This window comes from Ramlibacter pallidus (assembly GCF_015070875.1).
Lineage (GTDB): Bacteria > Pseudomonadota > Gammaproteobacteria > Burkholderiales > Burkholderiaceae_C > Ramlibacter > Ramlibacter pallidus.
Map to the genome: position 1 here is coordinate 732,482 of NZ_JADDIV010000001.1, position 17,826 is coordinate 750,307.

Here is a 17,826-nt window from a genome sequence, read left to right on the forward strand (position 1 = left end):
ACATTGCGCCAGACCAAGGAAGGACGCCATGGAGACCACGTTCCCCCGGCTGCTCTTGCAGCACGCGGCGCAACGGCCGCAAGCGCCGGCGATGCGCGAGAAGGAATACGGCATCTGGCAGCCGCTCACGTGGGCGGAACTCGCCACGATGGTGGAGCACCTCGCCTGCGGACTGCACCAGGCGGGACTCGCGCGCGGCGAGCACATGGTGGTGGTGGGCGCCAACCGCCCGCGCCTGTACGCGATGATGCTGGCGGCCCAATCGCTCGGCGCGATCCCGGTGCCGCTGTACCAGGACGCGGTGGCCGCCGAGTGCGTCTTCCCGATCAACAACGCCGAAGTGCGCTTCGCGCTGGCCGAAGACCAGGAGCAGGTCGACAAGCTGCTGGAAGTGCGCGCGCAGTGCCCGCAGGTCGGCACCATCTACTACGACGATCCGCGCGGGCTGCGCAACTATGCCGAGGCCGGGCTGCATTCGGTCGACGCGCTGCTGCACGCCGGTGCGCAGCTCGCGCAGGCGCAGCCGGGGCTGTTCCGCGCGCAGGTCGACGCCGGCCGGCCCGACGACGTCGCGTCGATGTTCTTCACCTCCGGCACCACCGGCCAGGCCAAGGGCGTGGTGCACACGCACCGCACGCTGCTGGACCGCGCGCAGGCCGGCGCCGAGTTCGACAAGCTCACCGAACACGAGGAAGTGCTGGCCTACATGCCACCGGCGTGGGTGGGGCAGAACATCTTCAGCTACGCGCAGTGGCTGGCCTGCGGCTACGTGGTGAACTGCCCCGAGTCGGCCGGCACGGTGATGATCGACCTGAAGGAGATCGGGCCGACCTACTACTTCGCGCCGCCGCGGATCTTCGAAGGCCTGCTCACCAGCGTGATGATCCGCATGGAGGACGCCGGCGCGATCAAGCGCAGGATGTTCCATGCGTTCATGGACGTGGCCCGCCGCGTCGGTCCGGCGCTGCGCGACGGCCAGGCGGTCGGCGCGCTCGACCGCCTGCTGTACGCGCTGGGCAACGTGCTGGTCTACGGGCCGCTGCGCAACAACCTGGGCATGTCGCGCGTGCGCGTGGCGTACACGGCGGGCGAGGCGATCGGTCCCGACCTGTTCACGTTCTACCGCTCCATCGGCGTCAATCTGAAGCAGCTGTATGGCAGCACCGAGACGGCCGTGTTCGTCTGCATGCAGCCGGACAACCAGGTGCACGCGGACACCGTCGGCATCCCGTGCCGCGGCGTCGAGATCCGGCTGGAGGCGTCCGGCGAGATCCTGGTGCGCTCGCCCGGCCTGCTGAAGGAGTACTACAAGAACCCGCAGGCGACGGCCGAGGTGAAGGATGCCGAGGGCTGGTACCACACGGGCGACGCCGGCTTCCTCGACGCGCGCGGCCACCTGAAGATCATCGACCGCGCCAAGGACGTCGGGCGCCTGGACGACGGCTCGATGTTCGCGCCGAAGTACATCGAGAACAAGCTGAAGTTCTTCCCGCACATCAAGGAGGCGGTCGCCGTGGGTGACGGCCGCCGGATGGTGTGCGTGATGGTCAACATCGACTTCGACGCGGTCGGCAACTGGGCCGAGCGCCGCAACCTGCCGTATGCCGGCTACACCGACCTGGCGCAGAAAGCCGAGGTCTACGCGCTGGTGCAGGACTGCATCGAGAAGGTGAACGCGGACCTGGCGGCGGACGAGAAGCTCGCGGGCAGCCAGATCCACCGCTTCCTGGTGCTGCACAAGGAACTGGACGCCGACGACGGCGAACTCACGCGCACCAACAAGGTCCGCCGCGGCTTCATCGCCGAGAAGTACCAGGTGCTCGTGGACGCGCTGTACGGCGGGAAGACGGAGCAGTACATCGAGACGCAGGTGAAGTTCGAAGACGGCCGCACCGGCAGCGTGAGCGCCACGCTGAAGATCGCCGACGCGCGCACCTTCCCTCCCCTGAGAGCGGCGGCATGAAGATCATGAGAGAACCCGACGGCTTCGGCGCCGGCCCCTCCCCTTCGACGCCCGGCACCGGGCGGCGGTTCGGCGACGTCATCCTGGACGTGAAGAACATCTCGCTGGCCTTCGGCGGCGTGAAGGCGCTGACCGACATCTCCTTCGACGTGCGCGAGCACGAGGTGCGGGCCATCATCGGCCCCAACGGCGCCGGCAAGAGCTCCATGCTCAACTGCATCAACGGCGTCTACCAGCCGCAGCACGGCAGCATCACCTTCCGCGGCAGGACCTTCGACCACATGAGGAGCCGGCAGGTGGCGGAGATGGGCATCGCCCGCACCTTCCAGAACCTCGCGCTGTTCAAGGGCATGAGCGTGCTCGACAACATCATGACGGGCCGCAACCTGCGCATCCGGAGCAACCTGTTCCTGCAGGCGCTGCGCATCGGCCCGGCGGAGCGCGAGGAGATCCGGCACCGCGAGGCGGTGGAGCGGATCATCGACTTCCTGGAGATCCAGGCCTTCCGCAAGACGCCGGTGGGCCAGCTGCCCTACGGCCTGCAGAAGCGCGTGGACCTGGCCCGGGCACTGGCGATGGAGCCGCAGGTGCTGCTGCTCGACGAGCCGATGGCGGGCATGAACGTGGAGGAAAAGCAGGACATGTGCCGCTTCATCCTGGACGTGAACGACGAATTCGGCACCACGGTCGTCCTGATCGAGCACGACATGGGCGTCGTGATGGACATCTCCGACCGCGTCGTGGTGCTGGACTACGGCAAGAAGATCGGCGACGGCGTGCCGGAAGAGGTGCGCGCCAACCCCGAAGTCATCAAAGCCTATCTCGGAACGAGCCACTGACATGGGATTCTTCCTCGAAACCCTCCTGGGCGGCCTCATGGCCGGCATGCTGTATTCGCTGGTGGCGCTCGGCTTCGTGTTGATCTTCAAGGCCTCCGGCGTCTTCAACTTCGCGCAGGGCGCGATGGTGCTGTTCGCCGCCTTGGCGATGGCGCGCTTTTCCGAATGGATCCCGGCCTGGACCGGCATCGCGAACCCGGTGTTCGCCAACGTCGTCGCCTTCCTGATCGCCGGCGTGCTGATGTTCGTGGTCGCGTGGGTCGTGGAGTTCCTGGTGCTGCGCCACCTGGTGAACCAGGAGGGCGCCACGCTGCTGATGGCGACCCTCGGCATCACCTACTTCCTCGAAGGCCTGGGCCAGACGCTCTTCGGCAGCAGCATCTACAAGATCGACATCGGCATGCCGAAGGACCCGGTGATCGCCTTCGAATCGGTGTTCGAAGGCGGCGTGCTGGTGAACCGCGAGGACCTGATCGCGGCGCTGATCGCCGCGGCGCTCGTGGCCCTGCTGAGCGTCTTCTTCCAGAAGACCGCCACCGGCCGCGCCCTGCGCGCGGTCGCCGACGACCACCAGGCCGCGCAGTCCATCGGCATCCCGCTGAACCGCATCTGGGTGATCGTGTGGTCCGTCGCCGGCGTCGTGGCGCTGGTGGCGGGAATGATCTGGGGCAGCAAGCTGGGCGTGCAGTTCTCCCTGGCCACCGTCGCCTTGCGCGCGCTGCCGGTGGTGATCCTCGGCGGCCTGACCTCGGTGCCCGGCGCCATCATCGGCGGGCTGATCATCGGCGTCGGCGAGAAGCTGTCCGAGGTCTACCTCGGGCCGATGGTCGGCGGCGGCATCGAGATCTGGTTCGCCTACGTGCTGGCACTCGCCTTCCTGCTGTTCCGGCCGCAAGGGCTGTTCGGCGAGAAGATCATCGATCGCGTGTAAGGAACCACACCATGCTTTACCGCGAGAACGGCCAGTTCAAGACCAGCTACCGCGCCGACCAGCAGATCTTCCCGATCGTGCAGGACCGCTGGGCCATCGCCCTGCTGGTGGCCGCCGCCTTCGTGCTCGTGCCCCTGGTCGCCAGCGACTACATGTTCCGGGCCATCCTGATCCCGTTCCTGATCATGGCGCTCGCCGCGCTGGGCGTGAACATCCTGGTCGGCTACTGCGGGCAGATCTCGCTGGGCTCCGGCGCCTTCATGGCCGTGGGTGCCTACGGCGCCTACAACTTCTTCGTGCGCGTCCCGGACATGCCGCTGGTGCCGGCCATCCTGCTGGGCGGCCTGTGCGCCACCGCGTTCGGCATCCTGTTCGGGCTGCCGAGCCTGCGGGTGCGCGGCCTGTACCTCGCCGTGGCCACGCTGGCGGCGCAGTTCTTCTCCGACTGGATGTTCCTGCGCATCAAGTGGCTGACCAACAACTCCGAATCCGGCTCCGTGTCGGTCTCGGGGCTGCAGGTGTTCGGCGCGCCGATCGCCAGCCCGGAAAGCGTCTACTGGTTCTGCCTCGCCTTCCTGGTCGTGATCGCCCTGCTGGCCAAGAACCTGGTGCGCAGCGCGATCGGCCGGGAATGGATGGCGATCCGTGACATGGACGTCGCCGCGGCCGTGATCGGCATCCGGCCGATGTACGCCAAGCTGACCGCCTTCGCGGTGAGTTCCTTCATCGTCGGCGTGGCAGGTGCGCTCTGGGCCTTCGTCTACCTCGGGACGTGGGAACCCGCCGCCTTCTCGGTGGAAGTCTCGTTCCGGCTGCTGTTCATGGTGATCATCGGCGGCCTCGGCTCCATCTCGGGTGCGTTCTTCGGCGCCGGCTTCATCGTGGTGCTGCCGATCTTCCTGAACCAGTTCCTGCCCGCCTTCGCCTCGCTGTTCGGAATCACCATCTCCACGGCGACCGTCTCGCACACCGAGCTGATGATCTTCGGCGCGCTGATCGTGTGGTTCCTGATCGTGGAACCGCACGGGCTCGCCCGCCTCTGGGCCACCGGCAAGCAGAAGCTGCGGCTGTGGCCGTTCCCGCATTGATTCCCGTGAGCACTTTCAACGAAGGAGACAAGCCATGAAGTTTCGATCCGCCATCCTGGCCGCGCTGATGAGCGTGGCCGCCGCCGGCGCCTTCGCGCAGGCCAGGGAGCAGTTCTTCCCGCTGCTGTCCTACCGCACGGGCCCGTACGCGCCGAACGGCACGCCGTGGGCCAACGGCAAGCAGGACTACATCAAGATGATCAACGCGCGCGACGGGGGCGTCAACGGCGTGAAGCTCACGTTCGAGGAGTGCGAGACGGGCTACGCCACCGACCGCGGCGTGGAGTGCTACGAGCGCCTGAAGAGCCGTCCCGGCGTGACGCTGTTCGACCCGCAGGCCACCGGCATCACCTTCGCGCTGACCGAGAAGGTCGCCAACGACAAGATCCCGCTGATCACCCTGGGCTATGGCCTGTCGGTGGCGCAGGACGGCATGGCCTTCAAGTGGAACTTCCCGCTGATGGGAAGCTACTGGACGGGCGCCGACATCATCCTGCAGCACCTGGCGAAGAAGGAAGGCGGCTGGGACAAGCTCAAGGGCAAGAAGATCGCGCTGGTCTACCACGACTCCCCGTTCGGCAAGGAGCCGATCCCGCTGCTGGAGGAGCGCGCGCGCATGCACGGCTTCCAGCTGAACCTGGTGCCCGTGACGGCGCCCGGCGTGGAGCAGAAGGCCGCCTGGCTGCAGGTGCGCCAGACCCGTCCCGACTACGTGATGCTGTGGGGCTGGGGCGTGATGAACTCCACCGCGCTGAAGGAAGCCCAGGCCACGGGCTACCCGCGGGACAAGATGTACGGCGTGTGGTGGTCGGGCGCGGAACCGGACGTGAAGGACGTGGGTGAAGGCGCCAAGGGCTACAACGCGCTGGCGCTGAACACCTCCGGCCAGGAGCCCAAGGTGATCCAGGACATCCTGAAGCACGTGCACGGCAAGGGCCAGGGCACCGGTCCGAAGGACGAAGTGGGCTCCGTGCTCTACACGCGCGGCCTGATCATCCAGATGCTGGGCGTGGAAGCGGTGCGCCGCGCGCAGGAGCGCTTCGGCAAGGGCAAGGTCATGACCAGCGAGCAGGTGCGCTGGGGCCTGGAGAACCTGGCCCTGGACCAGAAGCGCCTGGACGCGCTGGGCTTCGCCGGCGTGCTGCGCCCGATCAGCACCTCCTGCCAGGACCACATGGGTTCCACCTGGGCGCGCATCCACACCTGGGACGGCAAGAAGTGGAACTTCAGCAGCGACTGGTACCAGGCCGACGAGCAGATCATCAAGCCGATGGTGAAGGCCGGCGCGGACAAGTACCTGGCCGACAAGAAGATGCAGCGGCGCGCGGTCGCGGACTGCCAGTCCTGATCGGGCTTTCTCCCTCCCCCTCTGGGGGAGGGCTGGGGTGGGGGCGCTCGGCGCGCACCTTGACCGGAGAGCGCCCCCATCCCAGCCTTCCCCCGGAGGGGGAAGGGGCCAAACCGAAGACATTCCATGGAACCACGCAACATCGTCTTGAACGTCAACGGCATCGAGGTCATCTACAACCACGTGATCCTGGTGCTCAAGGGCGTGTCGCTGCAGGTGCCCGAAGGCGGCATCGTGGCGCTGCTCGGCGGCAACGGCGCGGGCAAGACGACCACCTTGCGCGCGGTCTCGAACCTGCTGCGCGGCGAGCGCGGCGCCGTCACCAAGGGCTCCATCGAGCTGCGCGGCGAACGCATCGAGAACCTCACGCCGGCGGACCTGGTGCAGCGCGGCGTGGTGCAGGTGATGGAAGGCCGGCACTGCTTCGCCCACCTCACGATCGAGGAGAACCTGCTGACGGGTTCCTACACGCGCAAGAGCAAGGCCGAGATCGCCGCGAACCTGGAGAAGGTCTACGCCTACTTCCCGCGCCTGAAGCAGCGCCGCACCTCGCAGGCGGCCTACACCTCCGGCGGCGAGCAGCAGATGTGCGCGATCGGCCGCGCGCTGATGGCCAACCCCTCCATGGTCCTGCTGGACGAGCCCTCGATGGGCCTCGCGCCGCAGATCGTGGAGGAGGTGTTCGAGATCGTGAAGGACCTCAACGCCAAGGAGAAGGTCACCTTCCTGCTGGCGGAGCAGAACACGAACATGGCCCTGAAGTACGCGGACTACGGCTACATCCTCGAGAGCGGGCGCATCGTGATGGACGGCCCGGCCGGCGAGCTCGCGAACAACGAGGACGTCAAGGAGTTCTACCTGGGCGTCGGCGGCGGCGAGCGCAAGAGCTTCCGCGACGTCAAGAGCTACAAGCGCCGCAAGCGCTGGCTGGCGTGAGATTGGCTCCCCCCCGAAGCGCCTGCGGCGCCTCCCCCTCGAGGGGGCGCCGCCAGCGGCCCGGCAAAGCCGGTTCCGCGGCGGTACTGGAAGGAACCCACCGGGAACAACAAGCATGAGTGAGCATTACGACAGCCTCGAAACCCGCAACCCCGCCGATCGCGAGGCGCAGCTGATGGCGGCGCTGCCGGCGCAGGTGGCGCACGCGCAGCAGGCCACGCGCGCCTTCGCCGAACTGCTGCAGGGCGTGGATGCGGGCCGGGTGCGCTCGCGGGAAGCGCTGGCGAAGCTGCCCGTGATCCGCAAGCACGAACTGCTGGAGCGGCAGAAGGCGCAGCGCGCGGGCGACCCCTTCGGCGGCTTTTCCGCGCTGGTGCGCGGGCCGGCCATGCCGCGCATCTTCGCGTCGCCCGGCCCGATCTACGAACCGGACGGCAGCACGCGCGACTACTGGCGCATCGGCCGCGCGATGTTCGCGGCCGGCTTCCGCAGCGGCGACCTGGTGCACAACGCCTTCAGCTACCACATGACGCCAGGCGCCTTCCTGATGGAGTCGGGCGCGCACGCGGTGGGCTGCACGGTGTTTCCCGCGGGTGTCGGCCAGACCGAGCAGCAGCTGCAGGCCATCGCCGAACTGCGGCCCGAGGCCTACGCCGGCACCCCCAGCTTCCTGCGCATCCTGGTGGAGAAGGCGCAGGAGACGGGCAGCGACATCTCCAGCCTGAAGAAGGGGCTGGTCGGGGGCGAGGCCTTCCCGCCGAGCCTGCGCGACTGGTTCGCGGAACGCGGCCTGGAGGTCTACCAGAGCTATGCGACGGCCGACCTCGGCCTCATCGCCTACGAGACCTCCTCCCGCGAAGGCATGGTGGTCGACGAGGGCGTCGTCGTCGAGATCGTGCGTCCCGGCACCGGCGACCCCGTGGCGCCCGGCGAAGTCGGCGAGGTGGTCGTCACCACGCTCACGCCCGGGTACCCGCTGGTGCGCTTCGGGACCGGCGACCTGTCGGCCGTGCTGCCCGGCGCCGACCCCACGGGGCGGACCAACATGCGCATCAAGGGCTGGCTCGGGCGCGCCGACCAGACGACCAAGATCCGCGGGATGTTCGTGCATCCCGGCCAGGTCGCCGACATCGCCCGCCGTTTCCCCGAGATCGTCAAGGCGCGCCTGGTGGTCACCGGCGAGATGGCCAACGACGTCATGACGCTGAAGGTGGAAGCCGCCTCGCCGCCGCAGGGGCTGGAATCACGCATCGGCGAGGCCGTGCGCGACGTCACGAAGCTGCGCGCCGACGTGCAGCTGGTGCAGCCCGGCTCGCTGCCCAATGACGGCAAGGTGATCGAGGACGCCCGCAGCTACAAGTGAAGCGCCGGTAAAGCCCGGCGGTGGCTGACGGCCCGGCCTGCGAAAAACGTCCTCATTCCTGACGCACGTCAGTCCTAAGTACTTGCCGCGATGCGGCGGGACAGGCCTTGTGCCTATGATCCCGCCGTCATTCACCGGGAGCCCCCAATGAAGAAGCTGTTCCAGTCCCTGTTGCCCGTCGCCCTCGCCGCCGCCGCCTTCTCGGCCGGCGCGCAGGACTTTCCCGGCAGCAAGCCCATCACCCTGATCGTGCCCTTCTCCGCCGGCGGCCCGACCGACCGCGTCGCGCGCGACCTGGCGGAAGCCCTGCGCAAGCCCCTGGGCAACGTCACCATCGTGGTGGACAACGCCGCCGGCGCCGGCGGTTCGATCGGCGCCAACAAGGTCGCCAAGGCGTCCAACGACGGCCACACCCTGCTGGTCCACCACATCGGCATGGCCACCATGCCCACGCTGGTGCGCAACATCCCGTTCAACGTCGAGAACGACTTCGAGTACGTCGGCATGATCAACGACGTGCCGATGACGGTGATCGGCAAGCCCACGCTGCCCGCCAACAACTACAAGGAGATGGTCGCCTGGGTGAACCAGAACAAGGGCAAGATCAACCTGGGCAACGCCGGCATCGGCTCGGCCTCGCACCTGTGCGGCATGCTGTTCCAGCAGGCGCTGGGCGTGGAGATGACCGCCGTGCCGTACAAGGGCACGGGCCCGGCCATGACCGACCTGATGGGCGGCCAGATCGACCTGATGTGCGACCAGACCACCAACACCACCTCGCAGATCGAAGGCAAGAAGGTCAAGGCGTTCGCCGTCACCTCGCCGCAGCGCCTGACGACCGCCGCCCTGAAGGACCTGCCGACGATGCAGGAGATGGGCGCGAAGGGCTTCAACGTCAGCATCTTCCACGGCCTCTACGCGCCCAAGGGCACGCCCGCGCCGGTGCTCAAGAAGCTGAACGACGCCCTCAAGGTGGCCCTGAAGGACCCCGACTTCGTGAAGAAGCAGGAAGGCCTGGGCGCGGTGGTCGTCACCGACAACCGCGTGAACCCCGCCGAGCACAAGAAGTTCGTGCAGGCCGAGATCGCCAAGTGGAGCCCCGCCATCAAGGCCGCGGGCGTCTACGTGGACTGACGCGGCTTTCGCCTGCGTGACAGGAGCCGCCCGCCCGGGCGGCTTTTTTCTGCGCGGGGTGGCATCATCCCCGCGCACCGAGAACACAAGGAGACCTCCCGTGAGCCGTACCGCTTCCGCATCCCGCCGCCGCCTGCTCGGCGCCGCCGCCCTCGCCTCCGTGCTGCCCGCCGGCGCCTTCGCGCAGGGCGCCTGGCCGGCCAAGCCGGTGCGCATCGTCGTGCCTTTCGCCGCCGGCGGCACCACCGACATCCTTGCCCGTGCCGTGGCGCAGGAACTGACCCGGACCCTGGGGCAGTCCTTCGTGGTGGACAACCGCGCCGGCGCCGGCGGCAACATCGGCGCCGACCTGGTGGCGAAGGCCGCGCCCGATGGCTACACGCTGCTGATGGGAACCGTCGGCACGCAGTCGATCAACAAGTGGCTGTACGCGCGCATGCCCTTCGACCCCCAGAAGGACTTCCAGCCGATCACCCTGGTGGCCGGCGTGCCCAACGTGATGGTGGTGAACACCGAGAAGGCGGCGGCACGCAACATCAACACCGTCGCGGACTTCATCCGGCATGCCAAGGCGAACCCCGGCAAGCTGAACATGGCTTCCAGCGGCAACGGCACGTCGATCCACCTGGCCGGCGAGCTGTTCAAGTCGATGACGGGCGTCTACATGACCCACTTCCCGTTCGGCGGTTCCAACCCCGCGCTGCTCAGCCTGCTGGCCGGCGACATGGACGTGATGTTCGACAACCTCCCGTCCGCGATGCCGCACATCAAGTCGGGACGGTTGAAGGCCCTGGCGGTGACCAGCGCGCAGCGCTCGGCCGCGCTGCCGGACGTGCCGACGGTGGAGGAAGCCGGCGGCCCTTCGCTCAAGGGCTTCGAGGCGAGTTCCTGGTTCGGCCTGCTCGCACCGGCCGGCACGCCGATGGACATCGTCAATCGCGTGCAGCAGGAAACCGCGAAGGCGCTGGCCACCCCGGCGATGAAGGAGCGGCTGCAGGCGCAGGGCGCCATCCCCAGCGGCAACACGCCGGCGCAGTTCGCGCAGCAGATCGACCGGGAGCTGAAGAAGTGGCAGCCGGTCGTGAAAGCGTCGGGCGCGAAGGTGGATTGAAGGCCGGGGCTACACGCCCCAGACGATCTCTTTTCCTGCCGCGCTGCACCGCTTGAGCATGTCCATGAACGGCACGGCGCGCTGCCGCAGCGATACGGCGTCAAACTTCGGCGGCACCTGGCCCTTGGCCCTGGCTTCGTCGATCGCCGCCTGGTGCTCGGCCTCCTCGCGCGCGATCGCGCCTTCCAGCGCCTGCAGCGCCGCCGGCATCTCCTCGGCGAGGATGATCCCCTTCGGGCCCGCGTCCTTGCCGATGATTTCCAGCACCCGCCGGCCGTTCGGCTCCAGCATGATCAGGTCGCCGGCCGCCTTGGATTTGAACTTGTAGAGCATGGACCCCAGTATCAGCGATAGATGTAATCGCGGGTGAACGGGTACGCCGACTGGCCGCCGCGCAGCGTGCCGGTGTTCATGTGGCCGTCCGGCCGGGTCGCCAGGATCTGGTGCAGCGCGATCCAGCCCCGCTCGAAGGTCATCGCGCAGCCCGCCAGGTAGAGGCGATAGGCGCGCAACACGGTGCCGGCGCCGTCCTCGCCGTGCGTCTTCACCAGCACCTCGCGCGCCTCGTCCAGCCGCTCCTCCAGTGCATCGGACCAGGCCCAGAGCGTGCGCGCGTAATGGGGGCGCAGGTTCTCGACGTCAACCATCTCCAGCCCGCCCACGGCCATGTCGCGCAGGACCAGGCTGGTGTGCAGCAGCTCGCCGCCGGGGAAGATGTACTTGCCGATGAAGTCGCCCATGCCGGCGCCCAGCTGGCCCGGCTCGACGCTGCCGGCCGTGATGCCATGGTTCATCACCAGCCCGCCCGGCTTCAGCAGGCGGTGGATCTTGCCGAAGTAGGCGGGCATGTTGGCGAGGCCGACGTGTTCGAACATGCCGACCGACGCGATCTTGTCGAAGGGCTGGTCCTCCGGCAGGTCGCGGTAGTCGACCAGCAGCATCTTGACGCGGTCCTGCAGGCCCTTGTCCTGGATCAGCCGGTTGACGTGTGCGTGCTGGTTGCGCGACAGGGTGATGCCGGTGCCGTGCACGCCGTAGTGTTCCGCCGCCCACAGGAGCAGCCCGCCCCAGCCCGCGCCGATGTCCAGGAAGCGCTCGCCCTCGCGCAGCATCAGCTTGCGGCAGATGTGGTCCAGCTTGGCCTCCTGCGCCTGCGCCAGCGACATGCCGGCGTCGCGGTAGTAGGCGCAGGAATAGACGCGGCGCGGGTCCAGCCACAGCGCATAGAAGTCGTCGGAGACGTCGTAGTGGAAGCGGATCTGCTCGGCGTCCTTCTGCGGCGTGTGCGACGCGATCGACTTGGCGCGCCGCAGCACTTGCGTCCACCAGCTCGTGTCGCTGGCCACCGGGCTGCCGGGCAGCAGCGCCGCGGCCGCGGCCATCACGTCGCGCATGCGGCCCTCGATCTCCACCCGCTTCTCGACGTAGTCCTCGGCGATCCGGCCGATCTGGCCGGCCGCGAAGGTGGCGAGGCCGGACCAGTCCTGGAACGCCAGCCGCACCGGCGCGTCGGCCGGGCCGAGGCGGCGCCCCCGCGGCAGTCCGATCGCCACCGGCACGGGCAGCGCGGCAAGTTGCGTCTCGAGCTTCTGGAGGAGGGGTTCCATGCCGCAAATTCTGAGCACGGGGGAACGCCCCCGTCAACAGCAGGGCTTGTAGGACGCTGGCTCATCCTTTTCGCCCCGCCAGGGTGCCTGCCATTGCCGGCGCATTTGTTCAGGCCTAAACTATTTAGACTGCACAGAAAGGACCCCCATGGACATGGAAGCGCGCGCGCACAGCGAGCACCCGGAGGCGCTGCGCCTCTGGCTGCGGCTGCTGACGTGCACCCAGCTGGTGGAAAAGCAGGTGCGGACGCTGCTGCGGGAGCGGTTCGACACGACGCTGCCCCGCTTCGACCTGATGGCGCAGCTGGAGCGCGCGCCCGACGGCCTCAAGATGAACGAGCTGTCGCGCCGCATGATGGTGACCGGGGGCAACGTCACCGGCATCACCGACCAGCTGGTGGCCGAAGGCCTGGTGGAACGGATCGACGTCGAAGGGGACCGCCGCGCCTACCGCGTGCGGCTCACGGCCAAGGGCCGCAAGCAGTTCAACGAGATGGCACGCCAGCACGAGGACTGGATCGTCGAGGCCTTCTCCGGCCTGACCGACCGGGACATGGCCTCCCTGCACAAGCTGCTGGGCAAGGTGAAGGACCGCGCCACCGGACGCGAGGAGGCTTCCGCATGACATCCGCACAGACCGACCGCTTCGTGCACGACCGCCTGCCGCCGCGCGCGCAATGGCCGCAACTGCGCTACGACCTGCCGGAGCTGCAGCTGCCCGACCGATGCAACCTGGTCGAGGAACTGCTGGACCGCGCGCCGCAGAAGGGCTGGGGCGACCGCCCGCTGCTGCGCTCGCCGAAGATCACCCTGAGTTACGCCGACGTGCGCGACCGCGTCGACCGCATCTGCCGCGTGCTGGTCGAAGACCTGGGCCTGGTCCCCGGCAACCGCGTGCTGCTGCGCGGCGGCAACTCCATCGGCATGGCGCTCGCCTGGCTGGCCGTGGTCAAGGCCGGCGGCGTGGCGGTGGCGACCATGCCGCTGCTGCGCGCCCGCGAGCTCGGCGACATCATCGACAAGGCGCAGCCCACGCTGGCCTTGTGCGACATCAAGCTGCTGGAGGAGCTGGAGCTCGCCCGCCAGCAGCGGCCGGTGCTGGCAACGGTGGTGCCGTTCAATGCGCCGAACGAGCCGGGTTCGCTGGCCGTGCGGGCCGCCGCGAAGGACGGCGGGTTCGCCGCCTGCCCCACCGCGGCCGACGACATCTCGATGCTGGCATTCACCTCCGGCACCACCGGCAAGCCGAAGGCGGCGATCCACACGCACCGCGACGTGCTGGCGGCCTGCGAGGCCTGGCCGCGGCACGTGCTGCGCGCCACCCCCGACGACATCGTGGTGGGCAGCCCGCCGCTCGCCTTCACCTTCGGCCTCGGCGGCCTGCTGGTGTTCCCGATGTGGGCCGGCGCGTCCGTGTACTTCCCGGACGGCCCCTACACGCCCGAGTCGCTGGTGCGCACGATCAACGAGGTCGGCGCGACCATCTGCTACACCGCGCCGACCTTCTACCGCCAGGCCGCGCCGTTCGCGCGCGAACTCGGCGTCGGCAGCCTGCGCATCTCGGTCAGCGCGGGCGAAGGCCTGCCGGACGCGACCCGGCAGCTGTGGAAACAGGCGAGCGGCCTCGAGATGCTGGACGGCATCGGCGCCACCGAGATGTTCCACATCTTCATCTCATCCGGCGGCGACGACGTGCGCCGCGGCGCGATCGGCAAGGTCGTGCCCGGCTACACCGCGAAGGTGGTGGACGAAGACGGCCGCGAGGTGCCGCGCGGGACCATCGGCAAGCTGGCCGTGGTCGGCCCCACCGGCTGCAAGTACCTGGAGGACCCGCGGCAGGCGAACTACGTGAAGGACGGCTGGAACCACCCGGGCGACGCCTTCCTGCAGGACGCCGACGGCTACTTCTTCTACCAGGCGCGCGCCGACGACATGATCATCTCCGCCGGCTACAACATCGGCGGGCCGGAGGTGGAGGATGCGCTCCTGAAGCATCCGGCGGTGGCGGAGTGCGGCGTGATCGGCAAGGCCGACGAGGAGCGCGGCATGATCGTCAAGGCGTTCTGCGTGCTCAAGCCCGGCCACGCCGGCGACGCGCAGATGGTTCGCACCTTGCAGGACCACGTGAAGTCGACGATCGCGCCCTACAAGTACCCGCGCGAGATCGAGTTCGTGCCGGCGCTGCCGCGCACCGAGACGGGCAAGCTGCAGCGCTTCAAGCTGCGGCAGCCGTAGGCGGGCGCGCCGCTCAGCCGCCGAGTTCGCGGACGCGGTCCGAGTTCGTCGTGCTGCGGGCGCCCTTCAGGTGCATCTCGACGTCGGCGGCCTTGTCGCCCACGGCCTCGATGGCCTCGCGCAGCTGTCCCGGCGTGGCGTCGAGCTTCTTCGCCCAGCGCTCCAGCGCCTGTTCGTCCTGCTCGATGCGGTCCGGCTGCACGCCCGGCTGAGTCTGCTGCATGGGGTCTCCTTCGCTGCGGTGATGCTGCGAACCTAACTTGCCCGCGCCCGGGCGGCTGTAGGCCTGCGCCGCAGCCGCGCCGCACGGCCGGGCACCCGTATGATCCGGCCCATGCCGGCTTATGCATTCGAGGCGCTGGACGCCGAAGGCGCGACGCAGAAGGGCGTGATCGAGGCCGACACGGCCAAGGCCGCGCGCGGCCTGCTGCGCGGCCGTTCCCTGGTGCCGCTGGAGGTGCGGGCCGTGTCTTCCGGCGAATCGCCCGGCAGCGCCGCGAACCCCGTCCTGTTCCGCCGCGCGGTCTTCAACGCCACCAACCTGGCGATCTGGACGCGCCAGCTGGCGGGCCTGGTCGGCTCCGGCCTGACGCTGGAACGTGCCCTGACCGCCCTGGCCGAGGAGGCCGACAACGAGCAGCAGAACCACCTGATCGCCGCGCTGCGCGCCGAGGTCAATGCGGGCTCCTCGTTCGGCAAGGCGCTCTCCCGGTTCCCGCGCGAGTTCTCCGACATCTACGTCGCCGTGGTGAGCGCCGGCGAGCAGAGCGGCCACCTCGGGGCCGTGCTCGAGCGGCTGGCCGACGACCTGGAAGAACGCCAGGCGCTGAACGCGAAGCTGCTGGCGGCCACGCTGTACCCGGCGATCGTCACCGTCGCCGCCATCGTGATCGTGCTGCTGCTCATGACCTACGTCGTGCCGCAGGTGGCGAACGTCTTCGCCGGCACCAAGCGCGCGCTGCCGATGCTGACCGTGGTCATGCTGGGCCTCAGCAACTTCCTGCGCAGCTGGGGCATTCCCCTGCTGGTCGCGCTCGGGCTGGCCTTCGCGGCCCTGCGCTTCTCGCTGCGCAATCCGGCCTTCCGCGAGCGCTTCGATGCGCGCTGGCTCACCCTGCCCCTCATCGGCCGGCTCTCGCGCGGCTACAACGCGGCGCGCTTCGCCGGCACGCTGGCCATGCTGGCCGGCGCCGGCGTGCCGATCCTGAAGGCGCTGCAAGCGGCGGCCGAGACCCTGGGCAACCGCGCCATGCGGGCCGACGCCCTGGACATGCTGGTGCTGGTGCGCGAAGGTGCCCCGCTCGCGTCCGCCCTGGCGCAAAAGAAGCGCTTTCCGGGCCTGCTCGGCATGTTCGCGCGGCTGGGCGAACAGACCGGCCAGCTGGCGGCCATGCTGCAGCGGGCGGCGAACCAGCTCTCCGCCGAAGTGCAGCGCCGCGCCCTGCAGTTCGCGACCCTGCTGGAGCCGCTGCTGATCGTCGGCATGGGGCTGGTGGTGATGCTGATCGTGCTGGCGGTGCTACTGCCCATCATCCAGCTCAACCAGTGGGTACGATAGGCGCATGAGCGTCTCCCTCGAAGACAAGCTGGTCGTCGCGATCTCCTCGCGGGCGCTGTTCGACTTCGAGGAAGAGAACCGCGTGTTCGAGGCCGGCGACCCGGCCGCCTACATGCAGCTGCAGCTGCAGCGCCTGGACCAGCCGGCCCGGCCCGGCATCGCCTTCTCGCTGATCCGCAAGCTGCTGGCGTTCAACGACACCTCGTCGCAGCGCGTCGAGGTCGTGGTGCTGTCACGCAACGACCCCGTGTCGGGCATGCGCGTGTTCCGCTCGGCCAAGGCCAACGCGATCCACCTGCAGCGCGGCGTGTTCACGCAGGGGCGCTCGCCCTTCGGGTACCTGCGGCCGCTGCGCGCGCACCTGTTCCTGTCGACGAACGCGGAGGATGTCCGTGGCGCCCTGGCCGCCGGCTTTCCCGCGGCGCGCGTGCTGACCGAGTCGGTGCTGGCCAGCGTCAACTACCCGAACGAGGTGCGCATCGCCTTCGACGGCGATGCCGTGCTGTTCTCCGACGAGGCCGAGCGCGTGTTCCAGGACCAGGGGCTCGAGGCCTTCCAGCAACATGAGCTGTCGAAGGCGGCGCAGCCGCTGCCCGGCGGCCCCTTCAAGCCGCTGCTGTCCGCCTTGCACCGGCTGCAGCGGGCGGGCAATTCGCAGATGCGCATCCGCACGGCCCTGGTCACCGCCCGCAGCGCACCGGCCCATGAACGCGCGATCCGCACGCTGATGGACTGGAACATCCACGTCGACGAAGCCATGTTCCTCGGCGGCCTGCCCAAGGGCGAGTTCCTGCGCGAGTTCGAACCCGACTTCTTCTTCGACGACCAGACCCGCCACGTCGCGCATGCGGCGCTGCACGTGCCGGCCGGCCACGTCGCCGCGGGCGTCGCCAACTCCGTCGCCTGACGGCGCCGGTTTCGCACGCGCACAGTGCGCGGAAGCTGACAAGCCCCGGCCACCCCGGCCGGCCAAGATGGCTCCATGGCGCAAGCACAAACCCGGAGCCAGACGCAAGGCGAAGAACTCGCCAATGCCCTGAGCCATGGCTTCGGGGCCGTCCTCGCCGCGGTGTTCAGCCCGCAGATGATCACCCGCGCCCTCGAGGCCGGGACGGTGCATGCGGCGGCGGCCGCGGTGTTCTGCGTCTCGATGATCCTGCTGTTCTCGGTCTCCGCCGCCTACCACTGGGCACCCACCGGACCGCTGAAGGACATGCTGCGGCGCTTCGACCACGCGGCCATCTTCCTGTTCATCGCGGGCTCGTACACGCCGTTCATGCTCGGCACCGTGGCGCAGCACGGCGGCCGCTGGGTCCTCGCGATCGTCTGGGTGGTCGCGGCGTTCGGCATGGTGGCGAAGTGCGTCAACCGCCTCACGCACCCGATCCTGTCGACATCGCTCTACCTGGCGCTCGGCTGGATCTCGGTGGTCATCCTGAAGCCCCTGATCGTCCACACCCCGCCGACCGGCGTCATCCTGCTGGTCGCGGGCGGCGTGCTGTACACGCTGGGGGCGATTGTCTTCCACCTCGACGACCGCTACCGCTATGCGCACTTCGTCTGGCACCTGCTGGTGCTGAGCGCCAGCGCCTGCCACTTCGTCGCGGTGCTGAACTACGCGGTGATCTGACGCTCCCCGCGTTCGATCGGATCGCTTCCGAGCTTATCCCGATAAGTTACTGAGAACTCTGTCGTTCCCTTGCCGGCGGTGCG

17 protein-coding genes are annotated in these 17,826 nt (G+C 68.8%); 14 read left to right on the top strand and 3 right to left on the bottom strand.

All coding sequences use genetic code 11. From position 1 onward, the window contains the following. Positions 1 to 28: 28 nt before the first annotated feature. The 9 genes from IM787_RS03765 to IM787_RS03805 all read left to right on the top strand — a co-directional run bounded on the left by IM787_RS03765 (position 29) and on the right by IM787_RS03805 (position 10,713). The gene (locus IM787_RS03765) at positions 29 to 1,963 is read left to right on the top strand and encodes an AMP-dependent synthetase/ligase (RefSeq protein ID WP_193675284.1); all 1,935 of its coding nucleotides are present in this window, start codon (positions 29 to 31) and stop codon (positions 1,961 to 1,963) included. Between the two features lie 5 nt (positions 1,964 to 1,968). After that, positions 1,969 to 2,802, top strand: coding sequence for an ABC transporter ATP-binding protein (locus tag IM787_RS03770; protein ID WP_193675511.1), 834 nt, complete (start codon positions 1,969 to 1,971; stop codon positions 2,800 to 2,802). 1 nt (position 2,803) lies between these two features. Further along, the gene (locus IM787_RS03775; RefSeq protein WP_193675285.1) at positions 2,804 to 3,733 is read left to right on the top strand and encodes a branched-chain amino acid ABC transporter permease; all 930 of its coding nucleotides are present in this window, start codon (positions 2,804 to 2,806) and stop codon (positions 3,731 to 3,733) included. 11 nt (positions 3,734 to 3,744) lie between these two features. Next, positions 3,745 to 4,821, top strand: coding sequence for a branched-chain amino acid ABC transporter permease (locus IM787_RS03780; RefSeq protein ID WP_193675286.1), 1,077 nt, complete (start codon positions 3,745 to 3,747; stop codon positions 4,819 to 4,821). 34 nt (positions 4,822 to 4,855) lie between these two features. After that, a complete protein-coding gene (locus tag IM787_RS03785; protein WP_193675287.1) occupies positions 4,856 to 6,169 on the top strand; it encodes an ABC transporter substrate-binding protein in 1,314 nt (437 codons plus the stop codon). A 126-nt stretch (positions 6,170 to 6,295) separates the two neighbouring features. Then, positions 6,296 to 7,105 (top strand): ABC transporter ATP-binding protein, encoded by an 810-nt coding sequence (locus IM787_RS03790; RefSeq protein WP_193675288.1) that lies wholly within the window; start codon positions 6,296 to 6,298, stop codon positions 7,103 to 7,105. A 115-nt stretch (positions 7,106 to 7,220) separates the two neighbouring features. Further along, positions 7,221 to 8,468 (top strand): phenylacetate--CoA ligase family protein, encoded by a 1,248-nt coding sequence (locus IM787_RS03795; RefSeq protein WP_193675289.1) that lies wholly within the window; start codon positions 7,221 to 7,223, stop codon positions 8,466 to 8,468. Positions 8,469 to 8,615: 147 nt separating this feature from the next. After that, positions 8,616 to 9,602: a tripartite tricarboxylate transporter substrate-binding protein gene (locus tag IM787_RS03800; RefSeq protein ID WP_193675290.1), complete on the top strand. Its 987-nt coding sequence runs from the start codon at positions 8,616 to 8,618 to the stop codon at positions 9,600 to 9,602. Positions 9,603 to 9,702: 100 nt separating this feature from the next. Beyond that, a complete protein-coding gene (locus IM787_RS03805) occupies positions 9,703 to 10,713 on the top strand; it encodes a Bug family tripartite tricarboxylate transporter substrate binding protein (protein ID WP_193675291.1) in 1,011 nt (336 codons plus the stop codon). 9 nt (positions 10,714 to 10,722) lie between these two features. Here IM787_RS03805 and IM787_RS03810 read toward each other — a convergent pair whose 3' ends face one another. Next, positions 10,723 to 11,046, bottom strand: a complete 324-nt coding sequence (locus IM787_RS03810) for a DUF1840 domain-containing protein (protein ID WP_193675292.1) — start codon at positions 11,044 to 11,046, stop codon at positions 10,723 to 10,725. An 11-nt stretch (positions 11,047 to 11,057) separates the two neighbouring features. Then, a complete protein-coding gene (locus IM787_RS03815) occupies positions 11,058 to 12,320 on the bottom strand; it encodes a class I SAM-dependent methyltransferase (protein WP_193675293.1) in 1,263 nt (420 codons plus the stop codon). 148 nt (positions 12,321 to 12,468) lie between these two features. Here IM787_RS03815 and IM787_RS03820 point away from each other — a divergent pair, with 148 nt between their 5' ends. Together IM787_RS03820 and IM787_RS03825 are read left to right on the top strand one after the other, a co-directional pair. Continuing rightward, positions 12,469 to 12,945 carry a MarR family winged helix-turn-helix transcriptional regulator gene (locus tag IM787_RS03820; protein ID WP_193675294.1) on the top strand — a complete coding sequence of 159 codons (477 nt, stop codon included), beginning with the start codon at positions 12,469 to 12,471 and terminating at the stop codon, positions 12,943 to 12,945. Continuing rightward, positions 12,942 to 14,555, top strand: coding sequence for an AMP-binding protein (locus IM787_RS03825; protein WP_193675295.1), 1,614 nt, complete (start codon positions 12,942 to 12,944; stop codon positions 14,553 to 14,555). Before IM787_RS03820 ends, IM787_RS03825 begins: the two co-directional genes overlap by 4 nt. Positions 14,556 to 14,568: 13 nt before the next feature. Here the strand turns inward: IM787_RS03825 and IM787_RS03830 are convergent, their stop codons facing one another. Beyond that, positions 14,569 to 14,778, bottom strand: coding sequence for a DUF3606 domain-containing protein (locus IM787_RS03830; RefSeq protein ID WP_193675296.1), 210 nt, complete (start codon positions 14,776 to 14,778; stop codon positions 14,569 to 14,571). Positions 14,779 to 14,889: 111 nt separating this feature from the next. Between IM787_RS03830 and gspF the strand changes: the two genes are divergently transcribed. From gspF to trhA, 3 genes are all read left to right on the top strand, one after another. Beyond that, the gene (gene gspF, locus IM787_RS03835) at positions 14,890 to 16,113 is read left to right on the top strand and encodes a type II secretion system inner membrane protein GspF (protein ID WP_193675297.1); all 1,224 of its coding nucleotides are present in this window, start codon (positions 14,890 to 14,892) and stop codon (positions 16,111 to 16,113) included. Between the two features lie 4 nt (positions 16,114 to 16,117). Continuing rightward, positions 16,118 to 17,020 carry a 5'-nucleotidase gene (locus IM787_RS03840; RefSeq protein ID WP_193675298.1) on the top strand — a complete coding sequence of 301 codons (903 nt, stop codon included), beginning with the start codon at positions 16,118 to 16,120 and terminating at the stop codon, positions 17,018 to 17,020. A gap of 75 nt (positions 17,021 to 17,095) precedes the next feature. After that, positions 17,096 to 17,743: a PAQR family membrane homeostasis protein TrhA gene (gene trhA / locus IM787_RS03845; RefSeq protein ID WP_193675299.1), complete on the top strand. Its 648-nt coding sequence runs from the start codon at positions 17,096 to 17,098 to the stop codon at positions 17,741 to 17,743. Positions 17,744 to 17,826: the final 83 nt, after the last annotated feature.